The sequence below is a fragment of the Roseospira visakhapatnamensis genome, assembly GCF_014197915.1.
In the GTDB taxonomy this organism is placed as follows: domain Bacteria; phylum Pseudomonadota; class Alphaproteobacteria; order Rhodospirillales; family Rhodospirillaceae; genus Rhodospira; species Rhodospira visakhapatnamensis.
Window position 1 is genome coordinate 61545 of sequence record NZ_JACIGK010000024.1, and the last position, 16736, is coordinate 78280.

Annotated in this window: 14 protein-coding genes; 4 read left to right on the plus strand and 10 right to left on the minus strand. The window is 69.5% G+C overall.

Features of this window, described 5'->3' with window-relative positions; genetic code table 11:
* Positions 1-3 precede the first annotated feature (3 nt).
* The 3 genes from GGD89_RS14560 to GGD89_RS14570 all read right to left on the minus strand — a co-directional run bounded on the left by GGD89_RS14560 (position 4) and on the right by GGD89_RS14570 (position 3669).
* Entirely contained in the window at positions 4-915 is a 912-nt protein-coding gene (locus tag GGD89_RS14560; protein WP_184046549.1) for an ABC transporter permease, read from the minus strand.
* Positions 912-1952 carry an ABC transporter permease gene (locus GGD89_RS14565; RefSeq protein ID WP_184046551.1) on the minus strand — a complete coding sequence of 347 codons (1041 nt, stop codon included), beginning with the start codon at positions 1950-1952 and terminating at the stop codon, positions 912-914. The genes GGD89_RS14560 and GGD89_RS14565 overlap by 4 nt, the downstream gene beginning before the upstream one ends.
* An 82-nt stretch (positions 1953-2034) precedes the next feature.
* Positions 2035-3669, minus strand: coding sequence for an ABC transporter substrate-binding protein (locus GGD89_RS14570; RefSeq protein ID WP_184046553.1), 1635 nt, complete (start codon positions 3667-3669; stop codon positions 2035-2037).
* 393 nt (positions 3670-4062) lie between these two features.
* On the opposite strand from GGD89_RS14570, the gene GGD89_RS14575 reads away from it, so the two are divergent.
* Positions 4063-4785 (plus strand): LuxR C-terminal-related transcriptional regulator, encoded by a 723-nt coding sequence (locus GGD89_RS14575; RefSeq protein ID WP_184046555.1) that lies wholly within the window; start codon positions 4063-4065, stop codon positions 4783-4785.
* A gap of 24 nt (positions 4786-4809) precedes the next feature.
* Here the strand turns inward: GGD89_RS14575 and rarD are convergent, their stop codons facing one another.
* From rarD to GGD89_RS14605, 6 genes are all read right to left on the minus strand, one after another.
* Positions 4810-5778, minus strand: coding sequence for an EamA family transporter RarD (gene rarD, locus GGD89_RS14580; RefSeq protein WP_343058616.1), 969 nt, complete (start codon positions 5776-5778; stop codon positions 4810-4812).
* A gap of 137 nt (positions 5779-5915) precedes the next feature.
* Positions 5916-6209 (minus strand): PGPGW domain-containing protein, encoded by a 294-nt coding sequence (locus tag GGD89_RS14585; protein WP_184046557.1) that lies wholly within the window; start codon positions 6207-6209, stop codon positions 5916-5918.
* Between the two features lie 153 nt (positions 6210-6362).
* Positions 6363-7640: an MFS transporter gene (locus GGD89_RS14590; protein ID WP_246423134.1), complete on the minus strand. Its 1278-nt coding sequence runs from the start codon at positions 7638-7640 to the stop codon at positions 6363-6365.
* Between the two features lie 67 nt (positions 7641-7707).
* Positions 7708-8913 carry a DUF2336 domain-containing protein gene (locus tag GGD89_RS14595; RefSeq protein WP_184046559.1) on the minus strand — a complete coding sequence of 402 codons (1206 nt, stop codon included), beginning with the start codon at positions 8911-8913 and terminating at the stop codon, positions 7708-7710.
* Between the two features lie 391 nt (positions 8914-9304).
* Entirely contained in the window at positions 9305-10546 is a 1242-nt protein-coding gene (locus GGD89_RS14600) for a porin (protein ID WP_184046561.1), read from the minus strand.
* 442 nt (positions 10547-10988) lie between these two features.
* Positions 10989-12230, minus strand: a complete 1242-nt coding sequence (locus GGD89_RS14605; RefSeq protein WP_184046563.1) for a porin — start codon at positions 12228-12230, stop codon at positions 10989-10991.
* A 628-nt stretch (positions 12231-12858) separates the two neighbouring features.
* Between GGD89_RS14605 and GGD89_RS14610 the strand changes: the two genes are divergently transcribed.
* The gene (locus tag GGD89_RS14610; RefSeq protein WP_184046566.1) at positions 12859-13278 is read left to right on the plus strand and encodes a hypothetical protein; all 420 of its coding nucleotides are present in this window, start codon (positions 12859-12861) and stop codon (positions 13276-13278) included.
* A 48-nt stretch (positions 13279-13326) separates the two neighbouring features.
* On the opposite strand, the gene GGD89_RS14615 is transcribed toward GGD89_RS14610, so the two are convergent.
* Complete coding sequence (locus GGD89_RS14615) at positions 13327-13764, minus strand: response regulator (protein WP_184046569.1); 438 nt, start codon at positions 13762-13764, stop codon at positions 13327-13329.
* Positions 13765-14003: 239 nt separating this feature from the next.
* On the opposite strand from GGD89_RS14615, the gene GGD89_RS14620 reads away from it, so the two are divergent.
* Positions 14004-15860, plus strand: coding sequence for an ABC-F family ATP-binding cassette domain-containing protein (locus GGD89_RS14620; RefSeq protein WP_184046571.1), 1857 nt, complete (start codon positions 14004-14006; stop codon positions 15858-15860).
* A 440-nt stretch (positions 15861-16300) separates the two neighbouring features.
* Positions 16301-16645, plus strand: a complete 345-nt coding sequence (locus GGD89_RS14625; RefSeq protein WP_343058617.1) for a hypothetical protein — start codon at positions 16301-16303, stop codon at positions 16643-16645.
* Positions 16646-16736: the final 91 nt, after the last annotated feature.

Consider the following 16736-nt stretch of genomic DNA (forward strand, 5'->3'; position numbering starts at 1 on the left):
CGGTCACCCCTGTCCGGCGCGGGGATCGAGCACGTCGCGCAGCCCGTCCCCCAGCAGGTTGAAGCCCAGGGCCACCACGAAGATCGCCAGGCCCGGCATCGTCGCCACCCACCAGTGGTCCAGCAGGACCCCGTGGCCGCTGGCCACCATGGCGCCCCATTCGGGGCTGGGCGGCTGCGCCCCCAGGCCCAGGAAGCCGAGCCCGGCGGCGGTCAGGATGATCCCCGCCATGTCCAGGGTGACGCGCACGATCACCGAACTGGTGCACAGCGGCATGACATGGCCGACCACCAGGCGGATGGGCGACGCCCCTTGCAGGCGCGCGGCGGCGATGAAGTCGCTCCCGCGCACGGTCAGGGTCTCGGCGCGGGCGATGCGCGCATAGGGCGGCCAGGTGGTCAGGGCGATGGCGATCACCGCGTTCTCGATCCCCGGCCCCAGGGCGGCCACCAGCGCCAGCGCCAGGATCAGGCGCGGGAAGGCCAGGAAGATATCGGTCAGGCGCATCAGCACCGTGTCCAGCCAGCCGCCGGCATAGCCGGCCACCGTGCCCACCAGCAGGCCCAGGGGCGCCACCAGGACGGCCACCATGATGACGATGGTCAGGGTGATGCGCGCGCCGTACAGCAGCCGCGAGAGGATGTCGCGTCCCAGTTCGTCGGTGCCCAGCAGGTTCCCCGGGGTGCCCGGCGGCAGCAGGCGCCGGTCCAGGATCTGGGCCACCGGATCGTGGGGTGCCAGCCACGGCCCGATCACCGCCAGCAGCAGCAGCGCCAGCACCACCGACAGCCCGGCCATGGCCAGGGGGTTGCGCCGGAACAGCCGCCAGGAGCGGTACGCCCGGCCCAGCCAGGCCTGATGGCGGGAGGCCGGCGCCTCGGCCAGCAACCAGGCGCGCGGGGAGGACTCGCTCATGGCCGCGCCCTCGGGTCCAGCACCCGGTACAGCGCGTCGGACAGCATATTGAGGCCGATGAACACCGCGCCCACCACCACGGTGCCCCCCAGCACGGCGGTCATGTCGGCGTTCAGCAGCGACGTGGTGATGTAGGAGCCCAGCCCGGGCCAGGAAAACACGATCTCGGTCAGCACCGAGCCCTCCAGCAGCGTCGCGTAGGACAGGGCAATCACCGTCACCAGCGGCACGGCGGCGTTGCCCAGGGCATGGCGCCAGACCACGGCCCGCTCCGAAAGCCCCTTGACCCGGGCGGTGACGATGTACTCCTGCCGCAACTGGTCGAGCATGAGGCTGCGGGTCATGCGGCTGATGTAGGCGAGGCTGTAGTAGCCCAGGATCGCCGCCGGCAGGATGATGTGGTCCAGGGCGTTGCGGAACACGGTCCCGTCGCCGGCCAATGCCGCGTCCAGCAGGATCACGCCGGTCACCGGCGGCACCAGCCCCTCGTAGAAGATGTCGATGCGCCCGGGGCCGGCCACCCACTCCAGGCGGGCGTAGAACACCAGCAGGCCCATCAGCCCCAGCCAGAACACCGGCACCGAGTAGCCCACCAGGCCGATCACGCGGATCACCTGGTCGATCCAGGTGCCTTGCCGGGCGGCGGCGACCACGCCGGCCGGCACGCCCAGGATCACGCCGAGCACCGTCGCCAGGGTCGCCAGTTCCAGGGTGGCCGGGAACACCCGGGCGACGTCCTCCAGCACCGGGCGCCCGGTCAGCACCGAGGTTCCGAAATCCCCCTGGAGCGCCCGCCCCAGGTAGGCCAGGAACTGTTGCCACAGCGGCTGGTCCAGGCCCAGTTGCGTCCGCGCGGCCTGATAGGCGGCCTCGGTGGCCCGGTCGCCCACCAGGTTCAGCGCCGGGTCCACCGGCACCACCCGGCCGATCAGGAAGGTGACCACCAACAGCCCGAGAACCGTCACGGCCACCGTGATCAGCAGCCGCCCGGCACCCAGGGCCAGGCGGCGGACGCGCGGAACGGCGCCGTCGGTCATCGTCCACCCATGGCGTGACGATCGCGACACCGGACCCCCGGCGATCGCCGCCGGGGTCCGGGGACCAGGGCGCGGACGGGCCTCACCGGTCCTCCCCGCCGTCCTTGACGATGTTGCGGTAGTAGACCACGTCGAAGTTGGGGCCGACCTCGAACCCCGTCACGCCGGCCCGCTCCGCCACCACGGCGATGTCCTGGAACATGAGGACGAAGGGCGACGTGGCCTGGTGATCGCGTTGCAGGGCCTCGTACATGGCGCCGCGGGTCTCTACGTCGGGTTCGGCCAGCGCGGCCTCGGTACGCGCCGTCATCTCCGGGATGTCCCAGGCGTTGCGCCAGGCGAGCAACCGGTGGGGGCTGTCCTCGCCATTGTCCGGGTTCCAGGCGAAGCCCGCCGCGTTGGCGTGCGGATCCAGGAAGTCGGGCGCCCAGCGACCGATGTAGATGTCATGCTGACGGGCGCGGTACTTGGTCAGGGTCTGCCTGTTGTCGCCGGGGATGATCTCCAGGACGATCCCCGCCTGGGCCCAGATGGCCTGGATCGCCTGGGAGATCTCGACGGTCGGGTAGGTGTTGCGCACGTCCATGGTCACGGCGAACCCGTCGGGGAGGCCCGCCTCGGCCAGCAGGGCGCGCGCCTTGTCCAGGTCCAGGGTGTAGGGCCGGTCGTCGATCGCCCCCAGGAAGCCGGCCGGCAGGAACGACTGGTGCTGGACCTTGGTGCCCTGAAGGATGGCGCGCTCGATCCCGTCATAGTCGATCAGCCACTTGAGCGCCTCGCGCACCTCGGGCTTGGCGAGGATGGGATTCTTCTGGTTGAGGCCCAGGTAATAGATCGCGCCCTGAGGCACGCTGCGGAGACCGACGTCCGCGGTCTCGGCCAAGGCCGTCAGATCGTCGGGGCTGAGGTTGCGGGCGATGTCGGCGTCGCCTTTCTCCAGCATCAGGCGCTGCGAGGCACTCACCGGCACATGGCGCAAGGCCACGCGCTTCATCGCCGGGGCCCCGCGCCAGTAGTCCTCGAACCGGTCGAGCACCACCATCTCGCTCGGTCGCCACACACCCAGCGTGAACGGACCGGACCCGGCCACCTGGGTCTTCAGCCAGCCGTTGCCCAGGTCGTCCCCCTCGGCATGGGCCATCACCGTCTTGCTGTCGAGCACCGAGCTGACCCAGGACCCCAGGCAGTTCAGCACGAAGCTGGGGGCATAGCGCCGGTCGGTCTCGAACACCAGGGTGCGGTCGTCGACGGCGCGCACCTGCTCGTCCACGGTCTCGGCGGTCAGGCCGAATTCGCCGAGAATGTAGGCCGGCCCCTTGTTCAACCGCACCACCCGCTGCAGCGACCAGGCCACATCGTGGGCGGTCACCGGGTTGCCGGAGTGGAAGGTGATGCCCTCGCGAATGTGGAAGGTGAAGGTCCGGCCGTCCTCGCTGATGTCCCAGCGCTCGGCGATGCCACCGTGGATCGTGTCGGGCGCATCGATATCGTAGTAGACCAGCCGGTCATAGACGTTGGCGACGATCTCGGCACCGGCGAACTCATAGACCTCGGCGGGATCCAGGGTGCTGAGTTCGTCGATCTGCCAGGCGATGACGGCCATGTCGGCGGGCGTCGCGGCGCGGGCCGACGCGGCCATCATCCCCAGCGGGACAAGCGCGGCAACGACGGCCAACAGGCCGGCCACGGTCAGGGCGCGGGCAATCCGGAAGGGCATGACGGGTGTCCTCGTTGTCTGGCGCATGGGCACGACGGGGAACATGACGGGCGGGAGGCCCGTGCGATCGTGACGGGGGTCTGATCCTGGACCCGACGGAACCGTGCCCCGGATGATGGTCACACTGTGTCTCTGAAGAACTGGTGTATCTGAGGAGCTGCGGCTTGTGTACAATGAAGCACCGTCCCCGGAGCGGTCAACGCCGCGACCATGACCGGCACACGGAAATCAGCCCTCCGGCGTCGCCGTTACGGGTCCGTCGCCCTTGGGCGCACGGAAACTTTGCCAGCGACGGCGAAGCCTCCTAAACTCGCGGGACACGTGACGATACAGGATGCCGGTCAGGGTGACCCCCGCCGATCGCATCCGTCAAGGGCAGGGCGAGGGTGTCTCTTGAGGATATTGATCGCCGACGACCATGAGTTGTTCCGGGACGGCCTGCGCTTGGTGCTGGACGACCTGGACCCGAACCTGGAGATCGTGGAAGCCAGCACCTTCGACGAGGCGCTGGCGCGCGCTGGCGAGCCGCCGCCGCCGGACCTGGTGCTGATGGATCTGGTGATGCCCGGCATGGCGTGGAACGAGGGTCTGTCGGCGCTCAAGCAGGCGGTGGGGGCCGCGCCCGTGGTGGTGCTGACGGCCACGGAGGATCGGCGCCTGGTGCTGGACGCGGTCCGCCTGGGGGCCGCCGGCTTCATTCCCAAGACGTCCAGCGGCAAGGTGATGATCGGCGCCCTGCGCCTGGTGCTGTCAGGCGGCGTGTACCTGCCCCCGGCGCTGCTGGAGGACCGCGAGGTGGCGGCGCTGCAACAGGCCCTGCCGCTCCAGGCCATGACCATGACCCCGCCCGAGGGCATCGCCCGGCCGATCGCCAGCGTGCCGCTCACCCCGCGTCAGCGCGAGGTGCTGGCGCTGCTGGGCCAGGGCCAGTCCAACAAGGAAATCGCGCGCGCGCTGGGCCTGTCCGAGGGCACGGTGAAGCTGCACGTGACCGCCATTCTCAAGGCGCTGAAGGTGAACAACCGCACCGGCGCCGTGGTGGCCGCCGCCCGCCTGGGGCTGGCCCCCAGTTCGTCCGCCGGGCCGTCCGTCGCCCCGGGCGACGATCACGGCTGATCGGCCGCCGGACACCCGGGGAGATCACCCGGCCGGGCGCGACCCGCGCCGCCCGGCCCACCGCCGCAGGCGCGCCGGGTCGATGGCATAGAGCGCCACGCCGGCCCACACCAGGGCGAAGGTCGCGGTGTGGATCACGGTGAAGGGCTCGTCGAAGATCAGCACCGCCATGCCGAACTGCAGGGTCGGGTTGATGTATTGCAGCATCCCCAGCGTACCCAGCGGCAACCGCCGGGCGCCCATGGCGAACAGCAGCAGCGGCAGCGCCGTGGCCGGGCCGGCGACCATGACCAGAGTCACGTCGAGGGTGGAGCCTGTGGCCAGGACGCCCTGACCGTTCGCATGCAGCCAGACCAGAAACCCGATCGCCAGCGGCGCCAGCAAAATGACTTCCAGGGTAAAGCCCACCAGGGCCTCGGCCGGGGCGATCTTGCGCAGCAGGCCATAGATCCCGAAGCTGGAGGCCAGCACCAGGGCGATCCACGGCAGCCGCCCCAGCCCGACCAGCATCACCAGCACGCCGAGGACGGCGAGACCGATGGCCACGCCCTGACGCGCGTTGGGGCGCTCCCCCAGCACCACCGCGCCCAGCAGCACCGTCGCCAGCGGGAAGATGTAGTAGCCCATGCTGGAGTCCAGCTTGTGGCCACTGCCGGTGGCGTAGATGAAGGTCAGCCAGTTGATGGAGACGGCCAGCGCGCTCGCGGTGAACACCAGCAGAACCCGGGGCTGGCGCAGCAAGGTCACCAGGGTTCGGACCTGACCGAACCAGACCACCAGCGGCAGGGCGAACAGCAGCGCCCAGACGATGCGGTGGGCCATCACCTCCAGCGGCGCCACATGCCCCAGCAGGTGATACAGCACCGGCGACAGCCCCCAGAAGACATAGGCGCCAAATGCGGCCATCAGGCCGGCACGGCGCCGCGCGGCATCCCCCGACACGGACGGCGCGTGGGGGGTGGGCGGACACCGATGGGCGGCGGGACGGGTCACGGGCGGGGAGTCCTGCGATGGAAAGCCCGCACACTGCCCGACGCTCCGGCGCCTGTCCATGACGGGAACGGGGGCGAACCGGCCTCGGGTGCGTTCTCGAGGGACGCACCGCGATCATCGCGCCCGTCGGCCGGGTCCTATGCCGCTTCCGGCTGCGGCTTGTCCTTGGCCGCGCTCCGGTCGCGGTGGGGATCGGTATCGCGAATCATATGCGTCACGCCCTCGGGCAGGCGATGGGCCACCCGGCGCAGGGCCTTGTCGAGCGGCGGCAGGTGACGGCGCACCCACAGGATCCCGGACCGCGCGGTCCTGGACTCCGACGCCAGGATGTACAGCGCGACGGGCACGATCAAGAAGCCCACGGGAACAGGCGAAATGCCCAGCACGATGCCGATCAGCAGAAGGACGCCGCCCAACACCAGCCTGGCCATCCGCACCAGGGGCCGTGACCGGGGTCGGACCAGTGCCTCCGGCCCGTCCGGCGCCGGCCAACGCGGCGCGCGTGTCTCACCTCGACCCATGGCCCATCCCGTTCGCGATCGTCATGAACACCAGCGTTATACATGGGGGCGGCCGGACGGGCTTCAATGACGCGGCGTGACGCCCCGGCCGGCCTCCGCGCGCCGCGACGGGCGCGCCGCCAGGGTCAGCGCCGGGATACCCGTCATACCCACCAGGGCGACCAGCACGAAGGCCAGGCCCCAGGCCATCGGCGCCTGATGCCCGCCGGCTCCGTCCAGGGTCACCCCGAAGGCCACGGGGCCGAGGAAGGCGGCTCCGAAGCCGAGCAGGGCATGGACCGCCAGGGTGGCGCCCCGACGGCCACGCGGCGCGTTCTCGATGGCACCGGTGGTCAAGGCGGCCGAATCAAGTTGGATCAGGCCCGCGTACACCAGCGCCAGCAGCGCCAGCACGGGATAGGGCACCGCCGCCAGCCAGCCAAAGGCCAGCGCCAGCCCCGACGACAGCGCCATGTACACCTGGATCGTACGGGCGCGGCCCCGGCGGGTGGCCAGGCGGGCGCCGCCGATGCTGCATCCCATGGCCACCAGGGCACCCAGGGTGGCGACGGTGCCCGGCGACAGCAGCCCGCCGGCGCTCCACCAGGCGGTCGCGCCCGGCGCGCCCGTCGCCAGGGCGAAGCCCAGAAAGGCTACGATCCAGGCGCGAAACGTGAACAGCTCCCACATATGCGCGGCGTACCCCAGGACGTAGCCCATGGCGGCCCTGCTGGCCAATACCGGGCGGAAGTCCAGCAGGGCGCCGGACGCGCCCTCGGGTTGCTCGGGGGGCTGGGGACGCAGCCAGGCCACCAGCGGAACCGCAGCCAGCGCCGCCAGGCCGCTCACGGCGAAGGCCGCCGGCCAGCCGGCGAGGTCCGCCACCCGGCCCGGGATCAGATACGACGTCGCGCTGCCCAGGCTGAAGCACGCGGTGTAAAGCGGCACGGCGGCGACGCGGCGGTGGGGCGCCAGCCGATCGACCATCACCCGCAGGCCCGGCATGTAGGTGCCGGCCAGACCCACCCCGGCCACGGCGCGCAACGCCAGGGCGCTCCAGAAGCCCTCGGCCAGCCAGGCGAAGGCCAGGTTGGCACCGCCGGCCAGCACGGCCCCGGCGACGAACACCCGGCGCGCGTCCAGGCGGTCGGTCAGGGCCACCAGCACCGGGGCGGTCAGCGCGAACCCGGCGAACAGGATGCCGCCGATCCAGCCGGCCTGGGTGCTGGACAGGTCCCACGCCCCCATGAATCCCGGCAGCAGGGCCGCGAAGGCGAACACGCCCACCATGGTCAGCACCTCGGCCGCGCAGGCGGAGGCGATGATCAGGCGCGGGTGGGGATGAGGATCGTCGGGCCCCATGGCGTCGTCCTGCGGGTGCGGTGTCGGGCGCGCCCCGGACGGCCGTTCCGAGCGGGGGCGCCCGCCTTCAGCCCCCGTACTTGGCGAGGGCGTCGTCGGCGGTGTCGGTCTCGTCGTCGGCCTTGCCCAGGACGTCCATGGCCAGCAACGCCTTGAGGTAGTCGCGGTCCCGGCGCCAGCGGGCCATCACGGCACGGCAGGCGTCCAGCGGCATGCGATCGTAGAGATCCATCACCATCTTATGCTCATCGCGGAGCACGGCGCCACTGACCGGCCGGGCCTTGCGCGAGAACAGGAAGATGACCGAGAAGTCCTCGCGGGCGAAGTCCATCGCCTTGCAGGCGATGGCCAAGCCCTCGCCGCCGGGCTCGAACAGCAGGCGGCGCACCAGGATCTCGCGCAGGTCGGTGGCCTGGGCGAACAGGGTGATGAACAGCGACACCTCGCCGTTCTGCAAGGCGGAGATCATCATGTCCGGCCCCACCTGGCCGGACTGGCGCAGTTCCTCAGCCAGGCGCTCGGCCGCCGTCGGATGCTCCTCGGCCTCGTCGTCGGCCGTGGCGCCGTCGGCGTTCAGGGCGGCCGACTCGATCAACTCGTCCACCTCGTTCGGGTCCAGGGCGAAGCGCTCGACGATCACCGTGCGCAGCGCCGCCGAGACCCACAGGACCATGCGCTTGGCCAGATCGCCGGGCAGTTCGCGCCGGGACAGGATGGGCTCGCGATAGGCATCCACGCGCCGGGACTGCTCGACCAGATAGCCCAGGGTGGTCCGGGACAGGCGGGCGTCGGGGTTCTTCAGCAGTTCGGTGATGACCGCTTCATTGCCGGTGTTGACGAGTTCGCTGGAGACCGCCTCGCTGACGTCGCACCGCACCGCCACCGCCAACTGGTGTTCAAGGGTACGGTTGTGGATCACCTCGATCAGGTCGGCGTCGCGCAGCACCCGGCTCTGGCTGAGCACCGGGTAGGCGACATCAATCTCGTCGTTGGCCAGGAAGGTCAGCAGGTCGCGCGGCACATCGGGACGGCTGGCGAATTCGGCGGCGATGCGCCGGCGCACGGACACCTCGATCTCCTTCAACACGCGGCGCAGGATGTCGGACATCAGGGCGAACTCGCGGTCGTTCAGGCTGTCCGCGTCGCGTTCGAACATGCTGGCGATGATCTGCGCGAGGGCCGTGCGCGACGCCACCGTTTTCTTGCGGGCCAGGGCCAGCAGGTAACCGGCGTTCACCTCCTCCGTCTGGTCGTCGCGTCCCGAGGATCCCATGGCCTCCGCTCCTGGTCCGGCACCCGATCCGGCCACGACGACTCGCCATCGGCTGGACTGTGGTTCCCGGACGCCAATTGGTATTTTCCTATGCGAATAGGCTATACCACGGCCTTTCCTAAGGCATAAGATAGAGTGTTTTCCTGGGAAAATATACAGGTCTATGGGCGGCGTCGTCGGCGCACCCCGGGGCCGCGCCGTGGTCGTGAGGCCATCGGCGATCCCCCCGGCGACAGGCGTCCCGGTCCGGCGCGCGGGCCGCATGCGCCATCGCCGGAGCCATCCGGCGGCGGTCACGGCGACCGCCAAACCGAAAAGGGAGGAGGCCGAAGCCTCCTCCCTCTCGAGTCCATCCGCGAGGGACGGACAGGTCCTTTTCGGCCGGAGCCTTTTAGAACCGCAGGCCGACGCCCATCAGGCCGCCGGTGATCTGCCGGTCCATGCCCATGTCGTTGTCGTAGTTCACATGGTAGACCGAGGCGTTGAGCATGATGCCCGGGCCCAGGTCGTAACGGCCGGTCAGCTTGTAGTAATCGGTGGTGTCTTCGTCGCCGATGCCGGCATTGGTCATGTCGGCGACGTGGGCGGCACCCGCGAGGGTATCGCCGGCGACCAGGAACGAGCCCTCGGTCTCGCCGTGGTAGTAGTTGAAGTCGATGCCGTAGGGGCCGTTCTCGTAGCCGGCGCCAGCCTGCCAGGACATGCCGTCGCGGGCGTTGGTGTTGTCGCCGTCATACTCGTGATCGGCCCAGGCGCCGCCGATGCTGAAACCGGCGTAGGACAGGGCACCGCCGACGCGGAACATCTCGTAGGACGGGGCGCTTGAGGTGCCGAAGCCGTACAGGTACCCGAAGTCGGCATCGATGCCGACACCGTAGAACTCGTTGCTGAACGCGACGGCCGCGTCGAACTGGTCCTTGCGGTTGCCGGTGTTGCTGTAGTCGGTCAGACCGGTGCCGGCCACGTCCGGGGTATAGGTGGCGCCGACGCTGAAGCCGAAGAACTCCGGCGAGATGTAAGCAACGCTGACGTCATCGCTGGAGTAGTAGGTCAGGTTCGGCGTCACGAAGTCCAGACGGCTCTGGCCCATGTCCAGGCCCGAGAAGATGGTGCCGGCGAAGATCGGACCCAGGCTGTCCGGCTGCGGAGACCAGTTGCCGCTGTACAGCGCCTCGTCCCAGTCCACGCCACCCTGGTCAAAGCCGCTGTTGGCCATGTTGGCGTGGGCGCCCTGACGCAGACCCAGCTGCAGGGAGCCGAAGCCGCCCGACAGGGTCATGTAGGTCTCGTCGGCGTTGGTGGCGCCGTTCTCGTCAGCCTCGATCTGGATCATGGCCATCACGGTCAGGCCGTTGTCCAGGGTGGTCTGGCCGCTGAAGTACAGCTCGGTGTCGGTGGAGGCGCCGGTGCCGCCATAGGCTTCGTTGGACTCGGTGCCGTGGGTGGCGCCGGCGGCGACGGCGGCCGGGTTGATCGAACGGTAGACGGTGCCGTCACCATTCTCAACGTCGGCGATCCCGAAGTAGAATTCCTGCTTGCCACCAATGCTCAGGGTGATGGGGTCGGCCATCGCGACTGAGGTGTAGGCAGCCGCCGCCATCAGGGCCGTGGTGCCGAAAAGGACCTTTTTCATGACTTCTCCTCTCAAACCAATCTGTGGGACCAGATCTGTTGGTCAACGCTGCTGTTGGGCCGAACCGGGGATCATCCGAAAACTGGCGTCTCCCATCGATTCCGCCGGGTTCGCTCAGGCATAAAGCCACGCGAACGGGCGACCCGTCAACGCACTGGAGCGCCTGGGACACGCAAAGGCCCCGAGCGTGGCGTTGGCGCAACACCCTCGCCAGGCGCCCTGGCGAATGCCGCCCCATGGGACGGCCTGCGTGGGGGACGGCCTGCGTGGGGGACGGCCTGCGTGGGGGACAGCCCCCGAGGGCGGGGGGTCGGCCGGACGCGGGAGGAGAACCGCGACCAGCCGGCGCGCGGGAGGCAGAGGATGTCCCTCTCCCTCCTCGCGGCACCCCGTGGTGGGCCAGCAGCGTATGGCCCCCCGGTGATGAGTGACGGACGTGTCCTTAGAAGGACAGGCCGACGCCCATCAGGCCACCGGTGATCTGCCGGTCCATGCCCATGTCGTTGTCGTAGTTCACATGGTAGACCGAGGCGTTGAGCATGATGCCCGGGCCCAGGTCGTAACGGCCGGTCAGCTTGTAGTAATCGGTGGTGTCTTCGTCACCGATGCCGGCGTTGGTCATGTCGGCGACGTGGGCGGCACCCGCGAGGGTATCGCCGGCGACCAGGAACGAGCCCTCGGTCTCGCCGTGGAAGTAGTTGAAGTCGATGCCGTAGGGGCCGTTCTCGTAGCCGGCGCCGGCCTGCCAGGACATGCCGTCGCGGGCGTGCGTGTTGTCGCCGTCATACTCGTGATCGGCCCAGGCGCCGCCGATGCTGAAACCGGCGTAGGACAGGGCGCCACCGACGCGGAACATCTCGTAGGACGCCGCGCTTGAGGTGCCGAAGCCGTACAGGTACCCGAAATCGGCGTCCACGCCGACACCGTAGAACTCGTTGCTGAACGCGACGGCCGCGTCGAACTGGTCCTTGCGGCCGCTGGTGTCGCCGTAGTCGGTCAGACCGGTGCCGGCCACGTCCGGGGTATAGGTGGCGCCGACGCTGAAGCCGAAGAACTCCGGCGAGATGTAGGCGACGCTGGCGTCATCGCTGGAGTAGTAGGTCAGGTCCGGCGTCACGAAGTCCAGACGGCTCTGGCCCATGTCCAGGCCCGAAAAGATGGTGCCGGCGAAGATCGGACCCAGGTTGTCCGGCCGCGGCGACCAGTCGTCGCTGTACAGCACCTCGTCCCAGTCCACGCCACCCTGCTCGAAGCCGGTGTTGGCCATGTTGGCGTGGGCACCCTGGCGGACACCCAGCTGCAGGGAGCCGAAGCCGCCCGACAGGACCATGTAGGTCTCGTCGGCGTTGGTGGTGCCGTCCTCGTCGGCCTCGATCTGGATCATGGCCATCACGGTCAGGCCGTTGTCCAGGGTGGTCTGACCGCTGAAGTACAGTTCGGTGTCGGTGGAGGCGCCGGTGCCGCCATACGCCTCGTTGGACTCGGTGCCGTGGTTGGCGCCGGCCGCGACGGCGGCCGGGTTGATCGACCGGTAGACGGTACCGTCACCATTCTCAACGTCGGCGACGCCGAAGTAGAACTCCTGCTTGCCCCCCACACTCAAGGTGATGGGGTCGGCCATCGCGACCGACGTATAGGCAGCCGCCGCCATCAGGGCCGTGCTGCCGAAAAGGACCTTCTTCATGACCATTCCTCTCAAGCCAAACGTGTGAACTCAGGCCTGTTAGTCGAACGCACTGCCTAGTCGAACCGATAAGGGTTCACAAGGGACCCGATAACAATTCGAACAGTTGCTTTTCCCTAACTTTTTCCCGGTTGCCTCACGCAGTGGGCCATGCCCGACCCCATCCCGTCAACACATCGCGACTGCAAGTGATCCGCCTTCTCGGGATATGTGGCGATATCGCAACACTGGTCCTGGGTGCCGGGTCGCCGGGAGTCGCGGACCAACCCGGCGGGTCGGGATTGGGTGCGGCCACGCCCTGACGTCGATCCGGATGCGACATCTAAAAAGGGAAGAATCGTCACCCAGGATAATTGTGATTCGCCTGAGCCGCGTATCCGACTCATGGCCTTGTCGTGTCACGCACTATCGGTCGCATCGATGATATTCGTCAATACCACACAAAAGGTATTGAACAGTATCATACAGAATATTGGCGCGCGAGCAAATAAGTCACACATCCGGCCCCCGCATGCGGAACGATGCGCCGCGCCAACTCGGTTAGATCGCATTCCGGTCGGCGGCATCCCGGCGTCATGATCCGGTCGGACGCTGGCCAACGGCGGCCGACGACGCTACCGTGGCGCGCATGAGTGACACCGTCCCCGATCCGTCGCCGCGCGCCAGCCTGGAGGCCGTGCGGGACGCCATGGACCTGATGGCCCGGGCCGAGACCTGGCCCCAACTGCGCGAGGCCCTGGAGGCCGCCGGCCTGACCCGTCGCCTGGGCGCCGACGGCATGCAGCGGCTGGCCGACCTGTGGCGCGCCCGACTCGTGCGCGCCCTCGGTGACGCGGCGCTGCTGGCCGAGATCCGGGTGTGGGCCGAGGGCGGCGACTACGCCACCCATCCCGACGGCTTCCTGGCCCCGCCACCGGCGGATCTGGCGGCCGAGGCGGCCCGGCGCGGCTGGTTCGTGCGGGCGCTGGCCAGCGGCGGCTGGGTACTCACCCCGCCGGCCACGCTGCCCGGCGCGGGCGGGCCCCTCACCCTGCCCGACCGCCGTTGACCACGGGCGTCACCACCCGCCGAGACCTCACCCCCGGCGCGCCGGGGGTCATGACCCACCGCCCCCGGCGCCCTCCCCGTCCGGGTCCCCGGAGTCGGTCAGCGTGCGCTTGATCTCGCGCAGCAGCACCCGGGCGCTGATGGGCTTGCCGACGACGGCATCGACGCCGACGTTCAGGGCCTCCTGAACCTCCGGCGGGCTGATATGGCCGGACACCAGCACGATGGGCACGCGGGGCGCCGGACTGGTGGCCGGGTCCCGCACGCGGCGCGTGAAGGTCAGGCCATCCACGGGGGACATCACATAGTCCACCAGGATCAGGTCCCGGGATCCGGCGCGCAGCAGGCGCATGGCCTCGTCGGCGTCGGCGGCCTCGGCCACGCGCGTCACGCCGACGGCCGTCAGCACCGTGCGCACCACCTTGCGGAAGTAGGCGTTGTCATCAACCACCAGAACCCGTAGCCGCGCCCAGTCCAAGCTCGCCATGGCCGTCACGTCCTGCCTGCGCCCGGGATCGAGCCCCGGATGGGAGCAGCACCCGGACGATAAAACTACTACTTTATAGTGTTTATATTGCCTTCATTCGCCTTTATGTCGATTGTCCGGAAAATCCCCCGGCGGGTCAACGACTCCCGGACCGGCGCACACCCCTTGACCCGACCCGCCGGGGACGACTACAGCGACCGGACGCCACCCGCCCCTGAGTCCGCCAGAACAGGCCGCCCATGGCTCCGCCGCCGCCGCTGTTGACCCTCAAGGACATCACCCTCGGCTTCGGCGGCCGGCCGCTGTTCGCGGCCGTCACCCTGACCGTGTCCCGAGGGGACCGCCTGTGCCTGGTGGGCCGCAACGGCTGCGGCAAGTCCACCCTGCTGAAGGTGATCGCCGGCACGGTCGCGCCCGACGGCGGCGAGCGCGCGGTGCAACCCGGCGTGACCGTGGCCACCCTGCTCCAGGAACCCGACCTGTCGGCGCATGCCACCGCCCGGGAGGCCGTGGCCGCCGGCCTGACCCCGGCCCACGCGGGCGAGACCCATCGCGCGGACATCCTGCTGGACGCCCTGGACGTCCCGGCCGACCGGGACCCGGCCACGCTATCCGGAGGCGAGGCGCGCCGGGTGGCGCTGGCCCAGGCGCTGGTGGGCGAGCCCGACGTGCTGCTGCTGGATGAGCCCACCAACCATCTGGATCTGCCCACCATCCTCTGGCTGGAAGAGGCACTGGCGGCCTTCCGGGGCGCCGTCATCCTGATCAGCCATGACCGCGCCGTGCTGCGCCGGGTCACCCGCGCCACCCTGTGGCTGGACCGGGGCCGGCTGCGCCGCCAGGACGACGGCTTCGCGGCCTTCGACGCCTGGTCCGACGCGGTGATCGCCCAGGAGGAGGTGGAATGGGCCAAGCAGGACAAGCGGATCGCCCAGGAAACCACCTGGTCGCGCCAGGGCATCTCGGCCCGGCGCAAGCGCAACCAGGGCCGGCTGCGGCGCCTGCATGCGATGCGCGCCGACCGTGCCCAGCGCATCCAGCGGGCCGGGGGCGTCAATCTGGAGGCGGACACCGGCACGACCTCCGGCAAGCTGGTGATCGAGGCCGAGGGCATCGCCAAGAGCTACGACGGCCGGCCGGTCATCACGCCGTTTTCCACCCGCATCCTGCGCGGCGACCGGGTGGGCATCGTCGGTCCCAATGGCGCGGGCAAGTCCACCCTGCTCAAGATGCTGACCGGACAGCTCACCCCGGACCAGGGCCGGCTCCGGCTGGGCACCAACCTGACGCCGACCACACTCGACCAGCACCGCTCGCTGCTGGAGGGTGACAAGACGGTCTGGGACCTGCTGGCCGACAGCGGCGGCGATCACATCGACGTGCGCGGCCGGCCGCGCCATGTGGTGGGCTATCTGCGGGACTTCCTGTTCGAGGACCGACAGGCGCGCAGCCCCCTTTCCAGCCTCTCGGGCGGCGAGCGCAACCGCCTGCTGCTGGCCAAGGTCCTGGCCCGGCCCACCAACCTGCTGATCCTGGACGAGCCCACCAACGACCTGGACATGGAGACCCTGGACCTCCTGGAAGAGATGCTGGCCGACTATGACGGAACCCTGCTGCTGGTCAGTCACGACCGGGACTTCCTGGACCGGGTGGTGACGGCAACCATCGTGCTGCCCGGCGACGGGCGGGCGGTGGACTATGCCGGCGGCTTCTCCGATGCCCTGGCCCAGGCGGGGGGGTCCATGGCGACGCTGTTTCCGGCCTTGGCGAAGACCGGCGCCGAGGCCCCGGCGGCCAAGACCCCCATGCCCAGGGTCAAGGCACCGCCGTCGCCGGTCGACAGGCCCCGTGGCAGGCCCGCCAAGCTGTCCTACAAACAACAGCGCGCGCTGGAGCAGTTGCCGGGGCGCATCGACGCGCTGCAGACGGAGGCGACTCGCCTGGAGGCGGCGTTGTCCGACCCCGCGCTGTTCACCCGCGACCCGGCCGGCTTCCAGGCTCGCGCCGACCGCCTGGCCGCCGCCCGCGCCGAGCTGGACGCCGCCGAGACCGAGTACCTGGAGCTGGAAATCCTGCGCGAGGAGCTGGGTGGATAGCGGCCATCCCCCGACGGGCCGCGCCCCCGGCCCGGGACGGCCGCGCGCCAAGACCGACAGGACGTTGTGTCCCGCCGATCTAAGAGAAAAAAGCGAGTGGAAAATCGGCACCGAAAGGTGCGGTTGATTAATCGCAATCGTTTGGCGCGTTTACACCAGGTCGATCCTCGGCCTTTATTCTTCGGGCGCGCATTCCAGCCCGGCCGTTCCCGTTTCAAGGCGACGAGACGTCGACCCGCCAAGCACCGCGCCTTGACGACGCCTCTTTTTGGCTCTTACGTGGAGTGTCGCGCTATTTGCGCGCGGAACCGGACTCGAAGTGGGGGCGCATCATGGCGGTGGGATCCGGGGCGAACAGAGGACCGGTCGAGGCCCGTCAGAGTCGCCTGTCGACCGGCGCGGGAGGTCCCGCGCGGCCCCTTCCGAATGATCCCCGGAGGGTGGATGCCGCCCTGCGCGCGGCGGTCACGCAGCTCGAGTCGGCCGTCCAGGAGCAGGAACGGGCGGTCAACCGCATTCTCGGCCTGACCGAACTGCTGATCTCCCACGCGCCCGACCGGCAGTCGCGCCTGCGCATCGAGGCGATCATGGAGTCCTGCGCCTTCCAGGACCTCACCGGCCAGCGCATCCGCAAGGTCAAGGCGTTGTTGAGCCGCCTGACCACGCTACCGCCCGGCAGCGTGCATCTGGCCGCCATGCCGATGGTGCCGCCGGCCGACGAGGGCGGGGCCCCACACAGCGGCCTCTCGCAGGCGGAGGTCGACCGCCTGCTGGGCAAGCGCTAGAGTAATCCGAGATCAAGTTGGGCCATAGCCGGAATGCCGCATATAGCTGCTGCACTCTGTTGGCATAACTTTGTCGAGCGCTTCTTTCAGG